The organism is Actinomycetospora aeridis (assembly GCF_037400275.1).
GTDB classification, from domain to species: domain Bacteria; phylum Actinomycetota; class Actinomycetes; order Mycobacteriales; family Pseudonocardiaceae; genus Actinomycetospora; species Actinomycetospora aeridis.
Genome location: NZ_JBBEGL010000004.1, coordinates 354,723 through 371,806, shown reverse-complemented (window position 1 = coordinate 371,806; position 17,084 = coordinate 354,723). Strand labels below are relative to the sequence as shown.

Sequence of the window (17,084 nt, the reverse complement as noted above, 5' to 3'; positions counted from 1 at the left end):
CGCCGCTCAGTCCTGGCGCGGACCGATGCCGCCGATGCCCTCGGCGTTGCGCCCGATCTTCAGGTCGGTGACGACGATCGAGCCGCCCTCCCGGATCGCCGGCGCCCGGTAGAGCCCCATCTTCATGTACGCCTGGCGGGTGCTCATCGTGCCGTCGCGCGGGCTCCAGTCCGTGACGCCGGTGGCGCGGCCGTCACGCCACACCGTCACGGAACCCTCGCCGGGGTCGCGGGAGAACTTGACGCGCATCGTCAGGTCGATCCGCTGGCCGGGTGAGACGGGCCCGATGGCCTGCATGTCGTCGCCCTCGCTGACCATGTACAGCTGGCCCTGGGTGACCTGCAGCGCCAGCGGCGGCGAGCCGTTCGGCGAGGTGTGGTGCCACTGCAGGATCAGCTGCCACAGCGAGGTGTCGGTCGGGAAGTCGTCCGAGAGCTGCGCGGTGTAGCGGATGTACTGCTCGTCGCCGTCGGTCGGCTCGGTGCCCGGGCCCTGCGGCAGCACCTCGCTGCGCTTGCCACCGGGACCGAGGGCGAAGCGCCACGCCTCGCGGCTCGGGTCGTCCGGGTTCGCGACGATCCGGGGGCGCGGCCCGTTCTCGACGAGGCCCTCGTTGCCGCTGTTGTTGAACAGGTCGTCGAACGCCCCGGCCGCCGCGTCGAACAGGGCGCCGATCACCGGCTGCGGTCCGTCCTCGGTCGGCGTCGTCGTGATCTCCGAGGGCGCGACGGGCACGAGCGACGGGGACGACGGCGCGGCGCCGGGCGTGCTGGGCAGCACGGAGTCGAAGAGGCCCGCGGGCGCCGCGACCGAGGGCTGCGGGTCGTTCGGCGCGCTCGTCGGGAGCGGCGAGCCCGGCGTGGTGAGGGCGAAGAGCGCGGCGACACCGCCGCCCCCGACGACGCCGATCGTCGCGCGCAGCGGCAGGCCCGTGCGGCGCTTCGGACGTGCGTGGCCAGGGGGTGCGGTCGGGGCCGCCGGTTCCGGGAGGGCGGTGACCGAGGTGGCCGAGGTCGCCTCAGCCGCACGACGGTCGGCCCGGCGGTGCCCCCCGGTCGTCAGGGCGGTGGGCGCCTCGCTCGCCGTGCTCGCCGGGGCGGGCAGGTCCGCCGGGTCGACGGCCGCGTGCCGGCCCGTGGAGGTCGCCGTGGTGACGGCCGTGGTGAGCGCGGTCGCGTCGCCGGCCGTGACGATCGGCCCGGTGACGGGGTCGGCGGAGGGGTCGGGCCGGTGGCGGGCACGGAGCTCGCCGGTGCGGGGCGCGGCGTGGCCGCCGGTCGGCGTCCCGGTCCGGATCCCGAAGGTGTCGGGGTCGAAGGCGTCGGCGGGGTCCTCCGCGCGGTGGCGGCTGCGGGCCGGTGCCGCGGGGGCCGCCGGGGCCGCCGGGTCGGGCGCCGGGACCGCGAACGGGGCGGTCCCGGGTGCGCGGCGGTGGCGCGACCGCGCGTCCTCGGCGGTGACCCCACCGGTTGACGGGCCGGTGGACGAACCGGCGGGCGTGACGGCGCCGGGAACGCGCAGGCCACGGCGCGCACGATGGGTGCGGGTGGGACGACGCCCGTCGTCGGGCGAGGTGTCGGCGTGGCTCGCCACGTCGGTCATCGAGGGCGTCTCCCGGGTCGGTCCGGACGGGTGACGGGGCACCCGCCGCGCGGCCGTGCAGATCGTGCTCGTGTGCCGACAGTCTGTCACCCGACCGTGACCTCGCCGTGCTCCCGTGCGTGGTCCTGGGCCGAACGGCGTGCTCCTCGCGGCGGATGGCTCGCCCGTCCTGCCCCGCCTCACGACCACGTCACGTGGTCGGTCGCTGCCGGCGCGTGGCGACGTTCGCGGACGGATCGTCCGGGGTGGGTCTCGCCGCGGTCACGTCCCGGTGTCGGCGCGGCGTCGACGACCGGTCGGGTGGACGGCAGGCGTCGCGACGGGTCGCCAGGCGACGTCTCCGCTCGGCGCGGGCGTCCGGCAGGTCGTCGCCGCGGGAGCTGTCGGGAACGCCGGAGCTGAGGCGGCTGAGGGCGTGTGTCTCCGCTCGGCGCCGCGGCTCGTCCGAACGGGCGAGCCGTCCGGCCGGTCGTCGCGTCCCGACGGCGCGTGGGCGGCGACGTCCTCAGGGTCTCTCAGGTTCGCGGTTCGTGACCGCGCGATTCCCTAGCGTCCTCGCCGATGCGTACGACGACCACGCCGGAGCACCCCGTCACGGGGTCTCGTCCGGCCGCCGCGAACCACCTCGGGGGCCGTGACCTCGGGGGCCGGGACGGAGCCGGGATGGTGCGGATCGGTCTGCACCTGCTCCTGGCTGCGCTGCCGCTCCTCGCGATCTCCGCCCACGTGTTCGGGCTGATCACGATGAACGTCTCCGCCGGCCTCCTCGTGATCCCCCTCGCCGCGGCGATCGTCGCCCTGACGGTGCTCGCGCCCCACACCGGCGACCGCGTGGTCGCCGACGGGATGATCTGGGGCGTCGTCGGCTGCGCGGTCTACGACGGCTTCCGCCTCACCACGGTGCACGTCTTCGGCTGGTGGGCCGACTTCATCCCCACGATGGGCACCTGGATCACGGGGAACCCGGACGACCTCACCGCCGGGGCGGTCGTCGGCTACCTCTGGCGCTACGTCGGCGACGGCGGCGGCATCGGCATCACGTTCTTCGCCCTGGCCTGCGCGTTCGGCCTGCAGCGCTGGTCGCGCCGGGCCGTGGTCGGCGCGTCGATCGCGTTCTCGGTCTTCCCGGTGTGGGCCGGTCTCATCGGCACCGTGGCGATCGCGCCGCGGGGCCAGACGATGATGTTCCCGCTCACCTGGGTCACGATCACACTGTCCCTGATCGGCCACCTGATCTTCGGCTGGATCATGGGGCTGGGCTTCTACCGCTCCCGCTCGGTGCGCCGGGCGTGGCCGTGGAAGCCGGTCACCGGCAGCCTGCCGGCCCTGTCCCTGGGCACCGGCCGCCAGCCCGCGCTCCCCGCCCCGCGCCACCCGCAGACCCCGCCCGCCGGGCAGTCGATGGACCCGGACACGTGGGAGCTCTGGCGCCGCCAGCTCGAGGCGAACACCGCCGGCCGCCGGACCCGCCGCGAACGCGTGCGCTGAGCCGCACCTCCCCGAAGACCCCGCTCCCCAGCGCCGCACGGCCCCGGCCCGTTCCCCCGACGGGTCGGGGCCGACGCGGTTCCACCGCCCGGGGCCAGCACGCACGGTCCCCGGACAGCACACGGCCCCGGTGGCGTTTCGGGGATGCCACCGGGGCCGTGAGGTCGTGACGGGGTGCGGCGGACTACGCCGGCAGCCCCTGGATCGGGAGCGAGCTGACCGACGAGGTCTCGGGGGTCCCGGTCGGGGCGCCTTCGTCGCCGGAGCCCTCCTCGGAGCCCTCCTGCGAGCCCTCCTCCGTGCCCTCCTCCTCGGTCGCGGCGGCGTCCTCGTCGGTCGCGTCCTCCTCGGCCTCGTCCGACGAGGGCTGGTCCGAGCCGAGGATCGGGCCGAGCAGGTCCTCGGCCGGCGGGCAGAGGGCGTCGTGCACCGGCTGCGTGGCCTGGCCGCCGGTCTCGAAGACCGTGGCGGTCGCGTCGCCGGTGAGACCGTTGACGGTGGCCTCGCCGGTCCTGGTGGTGTCGTCGACGACCGGGATCCGGCAGCCCTCGTCGTCGCCGCCCTGCGAGTCGTCCTGGGCGTGCTCGGCGTCCTGGCCGTGTGACTGCTCGTGGCCGGAGGAGGACGGCGCCTCACCGGCGAACGCCATGCTCGTGCCGCCACCGAGCAGCGCCATCGCTGCGGTGGCGGTGAACAGGCTGCGGCCGGCGACGGAGGTGACGGCGCCGGTCATCGCGCCGCCGGAGCGGCGCGCGGAGTGCTGACCCATGGGTCTGTACCTCATCGCGTCAGGGTGGGAAGCGGTGACGACGCACGGGCAGATGGACTCCGTGCCTCTGGGGAACGTGACGCTGCGTCCCCTGGTTCGGACAACGAGTCAGGTCACGACTCGATAACGGCGCGCTGGAGCGACTCACCCGGACGAGCGACCAACCTCGGGGTCACGTGCGGCCCAGCAGGCGGGGTCCGTGCAGCGCAGCGGATCGCACCGGGATCTCAGGTGATGCGGGTCACCCGCAGCGACACCGCGCCGGCGTTGGTGCCGTAGCCGGTCCACGCGTCGTTGGCGAAGGCGTAGAGGTAGCCGCCGCGCGGGGCGGCGAGCTCGCGGCGCCCGGTCGGCCCGATCGGCACGGTCGTGCCCTCCCGCACGGTGCCGTCGAGCTCGACGACGTCGTCGGCCACCGCGGCGACGAGCTCGAGCCACGCCGCCTCCGGCACGCGCCGGCTCCCGACGACGTCGCTGCGCGGGTTGCCCGTCAGGCTCTCGACGGCGCGGCGCACCCCGTCGAGCACGGTGCCCACCGCGTACGACGGCCACGACGGCACCGGCCACGGCGACGCCCCGGTGCCCGGCGAGGACGCCCCGTGGTCGCGCCACGCGCCCGTCACCACGAGCTCGTAGCGCCCGGGGACGAGGTAGAGGCCGGTCTCCACCCACGGCTCGTCGGCACCGACCGCGACCTCGGCGGATCCGCCGACCGCGAGCACCCGCCCCCGCCGGTACGGCGGTTCCAGGTCGCAGCGCCGGCGGGCGACCGCGGAGGCGCTGACGTCCGGGGCGCCGTCGACCACGTGCGGCGCGGTGCGGGGCCGCGGGCTGAGCACCCGCCACAGGCCGTCGACCCCGTCGTCGAGGGGTGCACACGGGTCGCCCGCGGGCGGGGGCGGGGCGCCGGCGTCCCAGCGCGGGGCGATCGTCGCGTCGAGCTGGTCGATCATCCAGCGCAGCGCGCCGTCGGACAGGCCGGTCTCCGGCTTGCCGCCACCGACGTCACCGTGCCCGCCCGGGAACCAGACCTGCGCGAACGTGGTGTGCCGGTCCGGCGGCGGGGTCGGCCACACCGACGGCACGTACGGTCCGCGGCGCTCGTCGAGGGCGACCGCCTGGCGGGCGTGCCGGACGTCGGGGGCGAGCTCGAGGTCGTGGAACGCGACGATCTCGCGCCCGACCAGCCCGGAGAGCAGCCCGAACGTGCGCGGCACGCCGAGCGCGCCCACGGTGTCCCACACGCCGAGGAACGCGATCGGCGCGCGGTCGTCGGGGGCGAAGCCGGGGTGGAACGCGAGCCCGTCGACGTCCTGCTTCGCCCGGTAGCCCTCGCGGAAGACGCGCTCGACGACGGCGTCGCGCTCGGCGTCGTCCTGGTCCGCGGAGAAGGCGACGAGACCGCACTGCGCGAGCATCCCGACGGTGCTGCGGGCGGTGAACGCGCCGCGGCTGTAGCCGAGGAACACGAGCTCGTCGCCGGGCCGGAACGTCTCGGCCAGCCAGCGGTAGACCTCGCGGATCGCCTCCGGGAGCCCCGCGCCGAACGCGCCGTCGAGCACGCGGCGCACCGGGCCGCCCTCGGCGCCGAGCCCCTCGAAGTACCGGGGGAGCTGGTTGTCGGTGGTGGCGAGACGGTCGTACAGGCGGCCGACGTTGGTCCGGTCGGTGGCGGTGTTCCACGTGCCGTCGCAGCAGACGACGAGGCGACGGGTCACGCTCACCTGATCAGTCTGACGCCAGACTCGTCGTCCGGTGACCGACGGCCCGGTGTCGGGGTGAGCGGCGTCATCGGGGATGCTGGCGCGCCGGCGACGACGTGATCACCGTGAGGGGGCCGGAGCTTGGGAAGCAGCGGGACGTCGGTGGCCGCACCGCGCACCCGCACCGAGCGCCGCCCCGAGATCGAGGGCCTGCGGGGCCTCGCCGCCGTCCTGGTCGTCGTCTACCACGTCTGGGTCGGGCGGGTGTCCGGCGGCGTCGACGTGTTCTTCCTGCTCTCGGGGTTCTTCGTGCTCGGGATGGCAGCCCGCACGGTGATGCGCGGCGAGCGCATCGACCTCGGCGGCACCTGGACGCGGCTGTTCTGGCGTCTCCTGCCCACCGCCGGCCTGGTCCTGCTGGTGAGCACGGTCGCCGCGGCGGTGCTGCTGCCGCCGTCGACGTGGGCGCGCAACCTGCGCGAGCTCCTCGCCTCCGGCCTGTTCGTCGAGAACTGGCGCCTGGCCGGCGACTCCGTCGACTACTACGCCGACCACGGCACGGCGAGCATCGCGCAGCACTTCTGGTCGCTGTCGATCCAGGCGCAGTTCTCCCTGCTGGCGCCGCTGGTGGTGCTCCTCGTCGCGTGGTGGGCGCGCTCCCGCGCCCTCGACGTGCGGTCGGCGCTGATCGCGGCGCTCTCGGCGGTGGCCGTCGTGTCGTTCCTGCACTCGGTGCACGCCACGGCCACCGACCAGGCCTTCGCCTACTTCGACACCCGCACGCGTCTCTGGGAGTTCGCCCTCGGCGGCGTGCTCGCGCTCGTGCTGGACCGGGTGCGGCTCGGGTCGCGCGCGCGGGCGGTGCTCGGCTGGGCCGGCGTCGCCGGGCTCGTGAGCTGCGGCGCCGTGCTCGACGTCGGCGCGGCGTTCCCGGGCTACCTCGCGCTGTGGCCGGTGCTCTCGGCGGCGGCCGTGCTCGTGGCCGGGCGGGCGGGCGCCGGGGAGCGCCTGGCGTCGCCCGCGGCTCGGTACCTCGGCGCGATCAGCTACCCGCTCTACCTGTGGCACTGGCCGGTGCTGGTGGTCGCGCTCGCGGTGATGCGCTCGCCGTCGCCCGGTGTCGTCGGCGGCGTGGTGGTCGTGGCGGTGTCGGTCGCGCTGGCCGTCGCGACCCACCACCTCGTCGAGGAACCCCTGCGCCGCGTGGCGCTCCCGCGCCCGGTGGCTCTGCGCTCGCTGGTGGTCGCGGCGACGCTGGTGCCGGCGCTGGTGGGGCTGGGCGTGTGGGCCGCGGTCCTCGCGGCCGACCGGGCCGCGCCGGTCGCCCTCGGCGACCAGGATCACCCCGGCGCGGCCGTGCTCGTCGCCGATCACGAGTCGACGGGGAATCCGGCAGCTCCGGTCCAGCCCTCCACCGCGCGGGTGCAGGACGACTGGGCCGACTACCGCGACGCGTGCGCCCCGGTGCCCGACCACCCGCAGCTCGAGCAGTGCGTGCCGATCTCACCGGAGGGCGAGCCGCAGCGGCGGATCACGGTCATCGGTGACTCGCACATGCAGCAGCTCCTGCCGGCCCTCGAGCCGGTCGCCCGCGACCGCGGCTGGGAGGTGCGCACGCTCGTGCGCGCCCGCTGCCCGTTCTCGCTGGCCTCGGAGACCGACCCGGGCGACGCGACCTGCACCGACTGGAACGCCGCCGCCGTCGAGCACCTCGCCGCCGACCCGCCGGACGCCGTCGTCGTCGGCGCCACCCGCGACGTCCGCGCCGGGCTCACCGAGCAGACCCCGGACGGGTTCGTGGCCGGGTGGCAGGAGCTCGACGGGCTCGGCATCCCCGTCGTCGCCGTCCGCGACAACCCGCGCTACGACCACCGTCCCTCGGAGTGCTTCGAGACCTACGGGCGCGGGGCCGCAGAGTGCGCGATCCCGCGGGCCGAGCTGCTGGCGCCCGACCCGCCCTACGCGCTGCGCGAGGACGTGCCGTCGAACGTCTCGTTCCTCGACCTCAGCAACGAGATCTGCACCCCGGAGACCTGCCCGCCCGAGATCGGCAACGTGCTCGTCTACCTCGACGACAACCACCTGTCGGCGTCCTACAGCCGGACGATGTCGACAGCGGTCGGCGCGCAGCTGCCGGGCCTGCTGAACTGGTGAGCTGAACCGGAGAGTTAGCCCGTCGGCTCCTCGCCGGCCGCGGCGGTGCCCTGCTCGTCGGGCTCCAGGTCGATGTCGAACGCCGGCTCGACCTCGTCGGGGTCGGCGTCGGGGGCGGCGTCGTCGGTGGGTTCGGGGCGGGTCATGCCCTGCTCGTCGTCGAGCGCCCGCTCGTCGGGGGTCCGCGGCTCGCTGTCGGTCACCGAGGGGCGGTACCCGCGATGTCGCCCGCCGACGCGGTTCGACGGTTACGCGCACGTCACGGGACGGAGGTTGCCTCGTGGGGGTGACTCCGTGCCCGTGACGTAGCCGACGCAGCGTGACCGCCAACCGCCGCTCACGACACCCGTCCTTGTCTGTGAGCGCCGGGGGTCTCCGGCGCTCGGGGGAGAGGGAGTGCTCGGATGTTCGTCATCGTGGCCGTGGTCGTCGTGGGTGTCATCTTCGTGTGCGGGGCCCTGCTGGGCGTCAGCGTGGCGCAGAACCAGGCGTCCGACCGCGCCCGCCGCACCCAGCGCGACCGCCACATCTCGGCGGTGCGCACCGAGTCGCTGCTCTCGCACTCCTGACGATTCCCCCGGAACAAAGCCGGCCGGTCCGAGCGTCGAACCGCTGACGCCGGTGCCGCAGGGGCCCCGGGTCGCGGCGGCCGGGAGGCGGCGGATGGACTTCGTCGAGGCGGAGCTGCCCGTCGAGGAGACCGAGCTCTTCACCGACCTCGACGGTGACGGGGACATCGACGTCACGGCCGTCGACACCGACGGCGACGGCGTGCTCGACCTCGCCTGGACCGACGCGGACGGCGACGGGGCGGTGTCCGACGACGAGGTCCACCCCGTCACCGACGGCGCCTGGTCGACCGACTGGTACCGCCACGAGGACAACTTCCGCGACGGCGTGCTGCCCTCGGAGGCGACGGCGGCGCGGGACGACGGCATCCACGGCGACCCGGAGCAGGCGTCCTCGTACTGGTACGCGCAGTCGGTCAACGGCTACTGCGTCCCGGCCTCGGTGGCCCAGATCGTCGGGGAGTGGCAGGGCCACAACGTCGGCGAGCAGGAGGTCGTCGGCCGCGCCGTGGCGAACGGCTGGCTGACCACCACCGACACGAACGGCGACGGGGTCCCGGACGACGCGTCGGGCATGACCTCCCCGGACGCCGAGGCGCTGCTCGAGAGCTACGGCATCCCGGCGACGACGACGCACGGCAGCCTCAAGGACCTCGAGTCCCTGCTCGACGCCGACCGGGACATCATCGCCTACGTCGACTCCGACGAGATCTGGTACGGCGCCGACGACGACTCCTCGGACGGCGGGTCGGACGCCAACCACGCGGTGGTCGTGACGGGGATCGACGACGAGAACGTGTACCTCTCCGACCCGGGCGACCCGTCCGGCGCGATCTCCGTGGTGCCGCGGGCGACGTTCGAGGACGCGTGGGACGACTCCGGGCGCGAGATGCTCGTGACCGACACGGCCCCGCCGCAGTCGGAGCCCGCGAGCAACGTGCCGGCGCACGCGCTGCCGGCCCCCGACGGGACCGCGTCGGGCGGGGTGCCGCCGGCCGAGGGGTCGGCAGGGAAGCCGGGGATGGCCGGCGCGCTGATCTCGACCGGCTCGACGGGCGTGGTGCTGCTGCCGGTGGTGCTGCGCGACGTCGCCGTCGCCACCGCCGCCGTCTCGGCGCTGCTGGTGTCGGCGGGGGTGGTGCGGCGCCGTATGTGAGCGAACTTGGGGCCTATAGGCCCCAAGTTCGCTCACATGGGTCAGGTGGCGCAGGTCGTGGCGACCGTGCGGGCGACGCGGTTGGTCACGACGTTCCAGTCCTCGGCGGCGGTGGGGTCGGTGCGCAGCCAGTCGAGGACGTCGTCGACGCCCGCGGCGTAGGCGCGCTGCTCGGCGGAGGCGTCGCCGTAGGTCGCGGCGAGGGAGTTCTCGCGCGCCCCGACGACGTCCGCCCACTGCCCGGCGGGCGTGCGGCCGAGGGTCGTGACGGTGTCGTCGATCTCGTCGGCGACCACCCGTGCGCACTGGCCGGCGACGGCCGGAGCCGGGGTGGCCGCCGGGGCGGGGGCGCTCGCCGCGGAGGTGCTGACGGCGGTCACGAGGGCCGGGAGCTGGGAGCCGGCGCCGACCAGCGCCATGGCGACGCCCGCGACGGCCACGGCCAGCGGGGCACGGGTGGCGGGCCGGCGCCGGCGCGGCGCGGGGGCGGCCGGGGCCACGGCCGCCGTCGGGTGCGGCGGCGTCGGGATCCCGGTGACCGGGTCGCGGCGGTACGCGGTCGGCGGCGGGTAGCCGAGCCCGGCGGGCGGGGCGTCGTGGGGCACGGGGCCGGCCAGCGATCGGGCGGCGGGGGCGGGCGGCAGCGTCGGCGCGTGTCCCGCCGGCCGGTGGTGCTGCCCCATGATCAACCCCCGAATGGCCTAGTCGCCAGCGGCCGTGCGGACGCTGTGTGAGCGATGTCGCAGCGGAGGCTCGCGCCGTTAGCGCCGGAACTGCCTCACAGGCCGGGTTCACCACATGGAGTGACGAGGAAACCGGGGGTCACGTCACGGTTCGACGCCCGCGAGATCGGCCGTTCGTACCTGACGGGTCCTGACAGGAACGGGTCCTAGCGTCGTCCCGGTGACCACAGCATCGGCGACGGCCGGCCTCGCCATGATCAACCTCGACGGCCCCGACCCCCGAGCGCAGGCCGCCTTCTACGGCAGCCTGCTCGGCTGGCAGACCGTCCACGCCGAGGACGAGTACGCGATGATCTCGGGCGAGGGCGCACCGATCGGCTTCGGGCGCGTGCCGGGCTGGACGGCCCCGCCGTGGCCGGACCCGGAGGGCGTCAAGCGCTACCACCTCGACCTCGTCGTCGACGACCTCGACGCCGCGGTCGAGCGCGCCCGCGAGCTCGGCGCGACGCTGCCCGAGCACCAGCCGGGCGAGCGGTGGCGGGTCCTCCTCGACCCGGTGGGGCATCCGTTCTGCCTGTGCCTCCGCTAGGCGGAGCGCTCAGGCCCTCCGCCCCCGCTCGACCGGGTCCGACGGAGTGGAGATACGGACACTCATCGTCTGCGGCGCCACTCCGCTGACACGTCGGGCTCGGTCAGCGGCGGCGCTTGACGAGGCCCGCGAGGTAGGCGGCCTGGCCGGCGTGCTGGATGTCGTCGTCCACCACACTGATCAGCCGCACCCCGCGTGTCACCGGTGGGTCCCAGTTGTCGTCGATGACCTCGTCGAGGTCCGCCTCGGACAGCGTCCGCAGGTAGGCGACGGTCTTCTCGTGCACGGCGTCGAGGTAGCCGGTGAGCAGGGCCGGGTCGTCGACGCGCACCGCCGCGACCTGCTCGGAGGTGTGCCCGTAGCCGATCGACGAGTCCTCGAACGGCAGGTCGAAGCGCCGCGCCCAGCCGTCGGCGGTCCACACCTGCTCGGTGCCCGCGAGGTCGGCCACGTGGTCGTCCTGCACGCGCGTCAGGTGCCACACGAGCCACGCGATCGGGTTGGCGTCGTCGTCGGCGCGCCAGCTCAGTTCGTCGGCGGTGAGCCCGGCGACGGCGCGCTGCGCGTCGCCCTGCGCGCGGCCGAAGGCGTCGGCGAGTACGTCGAGGGCGTCCATGGTGATCTCCAGACCCGTCAGCGCACCGAGGCGAAGACGACGACGTTGTCCTGGTAGGAGAGCGTGCCCGCGTCGAACGGCCCGCCGCACGTGAGCAGGCGCAGCTGCGGCGTGGTCGACGGCCCGTAGATCCGGTCCGAGGGCAGGGTGTCCTTCGGGTAGTACTCCACGCTGTCGACGGTGAAACGTGCCGTCTCGCCGTCGGAGCGCGGCACCTCGATCGCGTCGCCGGGGCGCAGGCGGTCGAGCTGGGCGAACACCGCCGGCCCGCGCCGGGTGTCGACGTGCCCCGCGAACACGGCGGGTCCGGGGTCGCCGGGCACCGCGCTGGAGGTGTACCAGCCGACCTGGCCGAAGTCGGTCGGCACCTGCAGGGCCCCGCGGTAGTCGATGCGCAGGTCGGTGAGCTGCAGCGCGGCCAGCCCGATCGACGGGATCTGCACGCCGGTCGGGCGCAGACCCTCCGGCGGGGCGAGCGCGGCGGCCAGCGGCATCCGGGGCGCGGGCGGGGCGTCCGGCTCGTCGGAGAACAGACCGGAGAACCAGTCGCCCACCGCGGAGAGCAGGGTCGGCGTGGCGAGGCCACCGAGCCCGGCCTCCGTGCCGCCGCGGGGCACCGGCGGCACGCGCGGTGGCGTCGGCAGGGGCGTCTCCGGGTCCGGGGTCGGGCGCGGGGTGGGGGTCGCCGGCGGGGTGGTCGGCTCCGTGCCGGGCGCGGGCACGCCGGCCGTGGTCGCCGCGTCGGGCACCGCCTCGACGATCAGCTGGCCGTCGGGCTCGCGGCCGACGAACAGCGTCGACACCCCGGCGTCGGGGAGCGTCACCGTCGTCTGGTTCGTGGAGCCGAGCCGCGAGCGGATGTCGACCTCCCACTCGCGGGCCGGCACCGTGACGTACGGGGTGGTCGAGCCGTAGAAGAGGTCGCGCGCGAGCGGCGGGCCGCCGGTGAGCTCGACGTCGAGCGCCCCGACGCCGTTCGCGCCCTGCACCACCCGGACCTGGGCCGATCCGCCGGGCGCCGGGGCGGTCTGGTCGTCGAGCACCTGCAGCTCCGGCGCGCCCGAGGTGGTCGAGTCGACGAACGCCGCGGTCTGCGCGGTCCCCGCGGGCACCTCCAGCGAGACCTGCACCGCGGGCGGGCTGGTCGGGGCGGCGCCGGCGGGACGGGCGGTGAGCGTGTAGGTCCCGGCGGGCTCGGTGAGGTAGGGCGACGTGCCGCGGTAGCCGACGCCGGGCGCGACGAGGGTCTCGGGCAGGTCGGGCCCGGAGACGTACATGTCGACGGTCGGTGTCACCGGCGAGAGGTGCGCGATGCGCAGCATCCCCGTCGCGGGGTCGGCGACGGCGGTGCGCACCCCGATCCCGACCGTCACGGACACGACCGCGAGCACCACCACGGCCAGCGCGCCCCACACCACGAGGGGGCGGCGGTACCAGCGGCGTGCCGGGGCGTCGGCGGGCGTCTCGACCGGGTCGACGGTCGGCGGTGTGTCCTGCTCTCCGGGCACGGGGGGAGCTCCTCGGGGGCTGAAGGGCGGCGTAGGGGGCGATCAGGGAGCGGCGCGGACGGGGTCGGGGGTGCCGCCGGCGCTCGGGTGGGTCGGGGGGTCGGGACCGGAGGTGCGGGGAGTGTGCGCGCGGGGGAAGCGCCCGCGCCACACGACGACGCCCCGCACCTCGACGGCCCGGCCCCCGAGTACCGACACCGCGTCCGAGAGCCGCGCCGGCAGGGCCCGCCGGGTGTCGACGACGACGAGCGCGGCGCGCACCCCGACCTCGCGAATCCGCGCCAGTGCGTCCTCGTCCACGCGGTGGCGGCGCAGGGCGTAGACCGCGGGCTCGGCGCGGTCGTCGGGCGGGGGCGGGCGCGTGTCCGGGGTGAGGTCGCGCAGCGGCAGGACGTCGCCGGTGATCCGGGCGGCCTCGACGACGTCGCGGGCCAGGTCGCGGGCCCGGGGGTCGGCGAGCTGGAACACCAGCACCGGGCCGCGGCCCCGCACGACGTCGGCGTAGAGACGGGTGAGCACGGCCGGGGCGTCGTCGCCCGGGTGCAGCACCGCGTGCGGGCCGTCGACCCGGGCGAGCGCGAGCGTGCGGTCGCGCCGGGCCCGCGCCGCCCGTTCCCCGCCGAGGCCCCGTGCCACGAGCGCGCCCACCCCGGCGAGGACGAGCACGGCGAGCGCCGCCAGCAGGGCCTCGGCCAGAGGGGAGCGGGCGGCCGTGACGACCGGGTCGCCGTCGGGCAGCAGGCGCGGCGCCGGGGCCGCCGTGCGCTCGGCGACGGCGCTGGTCAGGGCGGCGTAGCGCTGCTCGAGCGGACCGCGCGCGGGGTCGCCGAGCGGTGTCGCGACGAGCGTCGCGGTGAGGTCCTGCAGCTGGGTCTCGAGGGGGCCGACCGCGGCGCGCAGGGCGGCCGCGTCGACGCGGGCGAGCGCGTCGGCCAGCGCGGCCGTCATCGCCCCGGCGAGCGCGCGGGCCCGCTCCGGGGCGTCGGCGCGGGCGAGCACGGTGACGATCCCGGCGTCGGAGGCGGTGACCTCGACGTCGTCGGCGACGTCGTCGACCGGCACGCCACCGGCCGTCGCGACGGCGGTCCGCACGGGCGTCGTGGCGGCGAGGCCGACGGCGGTGCGGGCGGCCTCGACCGGCGTGCCGACGGCCGTGGCGGTCGCCGTGAACGTGGGCGAGCGCAGGACGACGATCAGCGCGCCGACGACCAGCGCGAGCACGAGGACGCCCGCGACCCACCACCGCCGCGCGCGGAGTGCGTCGACCCACTCCGCGCCCGGCACGCGGGTCACCCTAACGGGTCACTGGACCGTTCGGACCACTATCCGGGACGGTCGGTCCCGGGATCCGCCGCGCGTCCTGCTCTCGGCGAACACGCCCCCGCCCCGCTCCCGCGACGACGAGGCTGGGCCCATGAGCTCCAGCCTGTACGTGGCCCTGCGCAGCGGTCACGAGCACACCGTCAACGGCCTCGACACCGACACCGCCACCTCGCTGCGCGAGCGCATCGTGGCCCACCTCGAGGCGCGCGAGTCGCACCCGACCCTCGACCTCGGCGACGGCACGGTGCTGCGCACCGACGCCGTCGTGCTGGCGCGCGTCCACGACGACGGGCCGCGCACGGGCTTCGTCGGGACCTGAGCCCCGTCGGGACCCGAGCCTCAGGACGCGCGACGCGGGGAGGGGATGTGCACGGTGATCCCGCGCCGTCGCGCCAGGTAGCCCGCGACCCGGCGGCGGGCGGTGCGCGGCGCGGGGTGCGTCGCGCCGAGGTCGTCGAGGACGCGGTCCCAGAGGGCCGGCAGGTCCGGGTCGTCCCAGCTCCGGCCGGCGAGGTCGACCACCGACGAGGCCGTCCGCCCGACGCCGACCCACTCGATGGCGAGCTCCACGACGTCCGCCGGGTCCCACGCCATGCCCAGCACCTGCGCGGCCCGCGCCTCGGCGGGGGTCATGCCCCGCAGCGAGGGCAGGGCGGTGATCCCCGCGAGTCCGGCCTGCCGACCGGGCGATCCGACGGCGACAGCGCTCCCCACCATGGTTCCCCCACGATCGCTCTCCGTGAACGCCGTGTGCTCGACGCTCACCCGCTCAGGCTAGCGGGCGCTGCGGTGGGCCGGGAAGGTCACGTTGGGCAAGTATTTCCCGTGAACCCAAGGTTGACAGCGATGCCAGAATCATTGCTGTGAACCTTCGGTTGTCAGTAGAACGTGCGGTCGAGGAGGCCGTCGGGACGAGCACGGTGGTCGATCCGGGCGTCAAGCCGGACGACCGTGCGGGCGAGCAGGACGCGCGGCGCCGAGCCCTGGCCGGGCTGGGGGCGGCGCTCGCGGTGGAGGCCGAGGTCCGGGCGGCCACCGCGTCCGTCACCGCCCGCCGGGCGGAGGCCACGGTGTGGCTCGGGGCGAGCCTGGCCGACCTGGGCGGGGTCACCGGCCGGTCGCGCCAGGCGGCGCGCAAGCGCTGGCCGCACCTGGGGGCGGTGCACCGCCGCCGGCGCTGGCTCGGCTACCACGTCGACGACGTGCTGTGGGCGGCGCGCCTGGTGCTCGACGCGGCCGACGACCTCGAGGGTGTCGACCCGGCCGCCCGCGCCGCGCTCGCCGACGCCGTGGCCGCGACCGAGCGGGCGTTCGCCGGGGAGCCCGCCGACCTCGACGCCGCCGTCGGCCGCTGGCAGGACTTCGACGCCCTCGTCGACCGGCACCTGCGCGGCCTCCTCGCCGCGGTGCCCGACGAGCCCTCCGACCCGCAGGCCGGCTTCGCCGCCCACGGCGCCCGTGGTGTGCTGCGGTACTACGACCACGCAGTGCACGACGCCGGGGACCGCCACCCCGACGAGTGATCCGCGGAACGAAGCGTGGACCGGAAGGTCGGCGTGTCGGGGGCGATGCCGCCGATCGGGCGGGCCGCGGCGGCACGGTCGGCGCAGCGTCACGGCACCGGGGGCGTCGTCACCCACGCTCGTCCCACCCTCGCCGGGACGGCCCCGGCCGGGACCGCGGCCGATGACCGCGGGTGCCGTGCCGGACCCGGACGCGCCCGGCGACCCGCGGGCCTGCTCGTCCGGAAGGCGCAGACCCGCTAGGCACCGCTCATGGGGACGACCACGCCCATCCACGACGCGCTCACCGGCGACCGCCTCGAGGTGCCGGTGCCGCCACCCGGCTCCGGCCCGACCGTCGCCGAGGACGCCGAGGCGGTCATCGCCCTGGCGTGGCAGGAGGCCCACGAGCGGGGCCACGCGTGCTTCGGCACCGGGCACCTCCTCCTCGGGCTCGTGCGCGCCGGCGGCACCGAGGCGGGGCTGCTGGCCGCCGCCGGTGTCACGCCGTCCATGGCGGACGCGGCGATGGCGCTCGTCGTGCTGTCCTCGGTGTCGGAGCCCGTGGTGACGGTGGAGACGCTCGCGCGGATCGTCCCGTCGCCGACCGTGCGGGGCGGGCCGGTCGCGGGGGAGTCGGTCGCCGAGGTGCTCCGGCACGCCGCGCGGACCGCCACCGACGGCGTCGTCACCGCCTCGGCCGTGCTCGCCGCTCTCGCCGCCCGCCCGTGGGGGCAGGCGGCCGAGATGTTCGCGGCCCTCGGCGTCGACGCCGTCGAGCTCGCCGCCGCCGGCGCGACCCTCGCCGCCCGGGCCCCGGACGTCGACGCCGCGCCCCGGCCGACCCCGCGCGACCCGAGCGGGCTGCTGTCCACGGCGTGGCGCGCCCCACGTCCGGAGCAGGAGGAAGAACTCGCCGAGGCGTGACGCGGGCGATCTCGGCGGGACAGAATCCGGCGCATGGCGAAGCCGAGCTGGATCCGTGCCGAGGACGGCGACTGGTACCGCGTCTCCGAGGTGGTCGCGGTGAAGACGCTGCCGCACCCCGACGGCGGGTTCATGGTCACCGTCGAGACCCACCGCCACGACAACATCGACGTCACCGGCCGGCTCGACCACGTCGAGGACGCCTCGCGCTGCCGCGACGCCGTCGCGGGCCTGCTCTCCAAGGCCGAGGAGGGCGCCGTGATCACCTACTCCGCCGGCGGCTTCTCCGCGGACGAGGTGGCCTAGCTCGCCGCGGGGCGGCCCGGGCGTCTCGTGCGCGGACGACCGGGAGATCAGGAGCGCCTGACGCGTCTCAGGGCGTCTCAGGGCGTCTCGGCGGGTGCGTGACGTGCTCCTGATCTCCGGACGGGTCTGGTGCGGGTTGATCGCCTGGCGCTCCAACGGACGCTGGCGCACTCCGTTGCGCCCGCCCGA

19 protein-coding genes are annotated in these 17,084 nt (G+C 76.0%); 10 read left to right on the top strand and 9 right to left on the bottom strand.

Features of this window, described 5'->3' with window-relative positions; translation table 11 throughout:
• Positions 1–6: 6 nt before the first annotated feature.
• Complete coding sequence (locus tag WCD41_RS16440; protein ID WP_337714543.1) at positions 7–1,602, bottom strand: heparin lyase I family protein; 1,596 nt, start codon at positions 1,600–1,602, stop codon at positions 7–9.
• A 561-nt stretch (positions 1,603–2,163) separates the two neighbouring features.
• Here WCD41_RS16440 and WCD41_RS16435 point away from each other — a divergent pair.
• Positions 2,164–3,090: a hypothetical protein gene (locus tag WCD41_RS16435; RefSeq protein ID WP_337714542.1), complete on the top strand. Its 927-nt coding sequence runs from the start codon at positions 2,164–2,166 to the stop codon at positions 3,088–3,090.
• Positions 3,091–3,274: 184 nt separating this feature from the next.
• Here WCD41_RS16435 and WCD41_RS16430 read toward each other — a convergent pair whose 3' ends face one another.
• A complete protein-coding gene (locus tag WCD41_RS16430; RefSeq protein ID WP_337714541.1) occupies positions 3,275–3,874 on the bottom strand; it encodes a hypothetical protein in 600 nt (199 codons plus the stop codon).
• Positions 3,875–4,086: 212 nt separating this feature from the next.
• On the bottom strand, positions 4,087–5,583 hold the full coding sequence (locus WCD41_RS16425; RefSeq protein ID WP_337714540.1) for a T6SS phospholipase effector Tle1-like catalytic domain-containing protein: 1,497 nt from the start codon (positions 5,581–5,583) through the stop codon (positions 4,087–4,089).
• Positions 5,584–5,724: 141 nt separating this feature from the next.
• On the opposite strand from WCD41_RS16425, the gene WCD41_RS16420 reads away from it, so the two are divergent.
• Positions 5,725–7,716 carry an acyltransferase family protein gene (locus WCD41_RS16420; RefSeq protein ID WP_337714539.1) on the top strand — a complete coding sequence of 664 codons (1,992 nt, stop codon included), beginning with the start codon at positions 5,725–5,727 and terminating at the stop codon, positions 7,714–7,716.
• A 14-nt stretch (positions 7,717–7,730) separates the two neighbouring features.
• Here the strand turns inward: WCD41_RS16420 and WCD41_RS16415 are convergent, their stop codons facing one another.
• On the bottom strand, positions 7,731–7,919 hold the full coding sequence (locus WCD41_RS16415) for a hypothetical protein (protein WP_337714538.1): 189 nt from the start codon (positions 7,917–7,919) through the stop codon (positions 7,731–7,733).
• 201 nt (positions 7,920–8,120) lie between these two features.
• Here WCD41_RS16415 and WCD41_RS16410 point away from each other — a divergent pair, with 201 nt between their 5' ends.
• Together WCD41_RS16410 and WCD41_RS16405 are read left to right on the top strand one after the other, a co-directional pair.
• On the top strand, positions 8,121–8,285 hold the full coding sequence (locus WCD41_RS16410) for a hypothetical protein (RefSeq protein ID WP_337714536.1): 165 nt from the start codon (positions 8,121–8,123) through the stop codon (positions 8,283–8,285).
• Positions 8,286–8,379: 94 nt separating this feature from the next.
• Positions 8,380–9,441, top strand: a complete 1,062-nt coding sequence (locus WCD41_RS16405; protein ID WP_337714535.1) for a C39 family peptidase — start codon at positions 8,380–8,382, stop codon at positions 9,439–9,441.
• A gap of 41 nt (positions 9,442–9,482) precedes the next feature.
• On the opposite strand, the gene WCD41_RS16400 is transcribed toward WCD41_RS16405, so the two are convergent.
• Complete coding sequence (locus WCD41_RS16400; RefSeq protein ID WP_337714534.1) at positions 9,483–10,124, bottom strand: hypothetical protein; 642 nt, start codon at positions 10,122–10,124, stop codon at positions 9,483–9,485.
• 220 nt (positions 10,125–10,344) lie between these two features.
• Between WCD41_RS16400 and WCD41_RS16395 the strand changes: the two genes are divergently transcribed.
• Positions 10,345–10,713, top strand: coding sequence for a VOC family protein (locus WCD41_RS16395; protein ID WP_337714533.1), 369 nt, complete (start codon positions 10,345–10,347; stop codon positions 10,711–10,713).
• Positions 10,714–10,816: 103 nt separating this feature from the next.
• On the opposite strand, the gene WCD41_RS16390 is transcribed toward WCD41_RS16395, so the two are convergent.
• From WCD41_RS16390 to WCD41_RS16380, 3 genes are read right to left on the bottom strand one after another with little or no spacing between them, the layout of a single operon-like run.
• Positions 10,817–11,329 (bottom strand): mycothiol transferase, encoded by a 513-nt coding sequence (locus WCD41_RS16390; RefSeq protein WP_337714532.1) that lies wholly within the window; start codon positions 11,327–11,329, stop codon positions 10,817–10,819.
• Between the two features lie 17 nt (positions 11,330–11,346).
• Entirely contained in the window at positions 11,347–12,837 is a 1,491-nt protein-coding gene (locus WCD41_RS16385) for a class F sortase (RefSeq protein ID WP_337714531.1), read from the bottom strand.
• 42 nt (positions 12,838–12,879) lie between these two features.
• Positions 12,880–14,121: a hypothetical protein gene (locus WCD41_RS16380; RefSeq protein ID WP_337714530.1), complete on the bottom strand. Its 1,242-nt coding sequence runs from the start codon at positions 14,119–14,121 to the stop codon at positions 12,880–12,882.
• 130 nt (positions 14,122–14,251) lie between these two features.
• Here WCD41_RS16380 and WCD41_RS16375 point away from each other — a divergent pair, with 130 nt between their 5' ends.
• Complete coding sequence (locus WCD41_RS16375; protein WP_337714529.1) at positions 14,252–14,479, top strand: hypothetical protein; 228 nt, start codon at positions 14,252–14,254, stop codon at positions 14,477–14,479.
• 20 nt (positions 14,480–14,499) lie between these two features.
• Here WCD41_RS16375 and WCD41_RS16370 read toward each other — a convergent pair whose 3' ends face one another.
• Complete coding sequence (locus tag WCD41_RS16370; protein WP_337714528.1) at positions 14,500–14,925, bottom strand: hypothetical protein; 426 nt, start codon at positions 14,923–14,925, stop codon at positions 14,500–14,502.
• Positions 14,926–15,080: 155 nt separating this feature from the next.
• On the opposite strand from WCD41_RS16370, the gene WCD41_RS16365 reads away from it, so the two are divergent.
• From WCD41_RS16365 to WCD41_RS16350, 4 genes are read left to right on the top strand one after another with little or no spacing between them, the layout of a single operon-like run.
• Positions 15,081–15,683, top strand: a complete 603-nt coding sequence (locus WCD41_RS16365) for a hypothetical protein (protein WP_337714527.1) — start codon at positions 15,081–15,083, stop codon at positions 15,681–15,683.
• Positions 15,684–15,698: 15 nt separating this feature from the next.
• Positions 15,699–15,926: a hypothetical protein gene (locus WCD41_RS16360; protein WP_337714526.1), complete on the top strand. Its 228-nt coding sequence runs from the start codon at positions 15,699–15,701 to the stop codon at positions 15,924–15,926.
• A 9-nt stretch (positions 15,927–15,935) separates the two neighbouring features.
• A complete protein-coding gene (locus WCD41_RS16355) occupies positions 15,936–16,589 on the top strand; it encodes a Clp protease N-terminal domain-containing protein (RefSeq protein WP_337714525.1) in 654 nt (217 codons plus the stop codon).
• A 33-nt stretch (positions 16,590–16,622) separates the two neighbouring features.
• On the top strand, positions 16,623–16,895 hold the full coding sequence (locus WCD41_RS16350) for a hypothetical protein (protein ID WP_337714524.1): 273 nt from the start codon (positions 16,623–16,625) through the stop codon (positions 16,893–16,895).
• The last annotated feature ends 189 nt before the right edge of the window (positions 16,896–17,084 follow it).

Coding starts and splice junctions, on each gene's coding strand:
- WCD41_RS16440 (WP_337714543.1), bottom strand. CDS start 1,602: ATGACCGACGTGGCGAGCCACGCCGACACCTCGCCCGACGACGGGCGT.
- WCD41_RS16435 (WP_337714542.1), top strand. CDS start 2,164: ATGCGTACGACGACCACGCCGGAGCACCCCGTCACGGGGTCTCGTCCG.
- WCD41_RS16430 (WP_337714541.1), bottom strand. CDS start 3,874: ATGAGGTACAGACCCATGGGTCAGCACTCCGCGCGCCGCTCCGGCGGC.
- WCD41_RS16410 (WP_337714536.1), top strand. CDS start 8,121: ATGTTCGTCATCGTGGCCGTGGTCGTCGTGGGTGTCATCTTCGTGTGC.
- WCD41_RS16405 (WP_337714535.1), top strand. CDS start 8,380: ATGGACTTCGTCGAGGCGGAGCTGCCCGTCGAGGAGACCGAGCTCTTC.
- WCD41_RS16400 (WP_337714534.1), bottom strand. CDS start 10,124: ATGGGGCAGCACCACCGGCCGGCGGGACACGCGCCGACGCTGCCGCCC.
- WCD41_RS16390 (WP_337714532.1), bottom strand. CDS start 11,329: ATGGACGCCCTCGACGTACTCGCCGACGCCTTCGGCCGCGCGCAGGGC.
- WCD41_RS16375 (WP_337714529.1), top strand. CDS start 14,252: ATGAGCTCCAGCCTGTACGTGGCCCTGCGCAGCGGTCACGAGCACACC.
- WCD41_RS16355 (WP_337714525.1), top strand. CDS start 15,936: ATGGGGACGACCACGCCCATCCACGACGCGCTCACCGGCGACCGCCTC.
- WCD41_RS16350 (WP_337714524.1), top strand. CDS start 16,623: ATGGCGAAGCCGAGCTGGATCCGTGCCGAGGACGGCGACTGGTACCGC.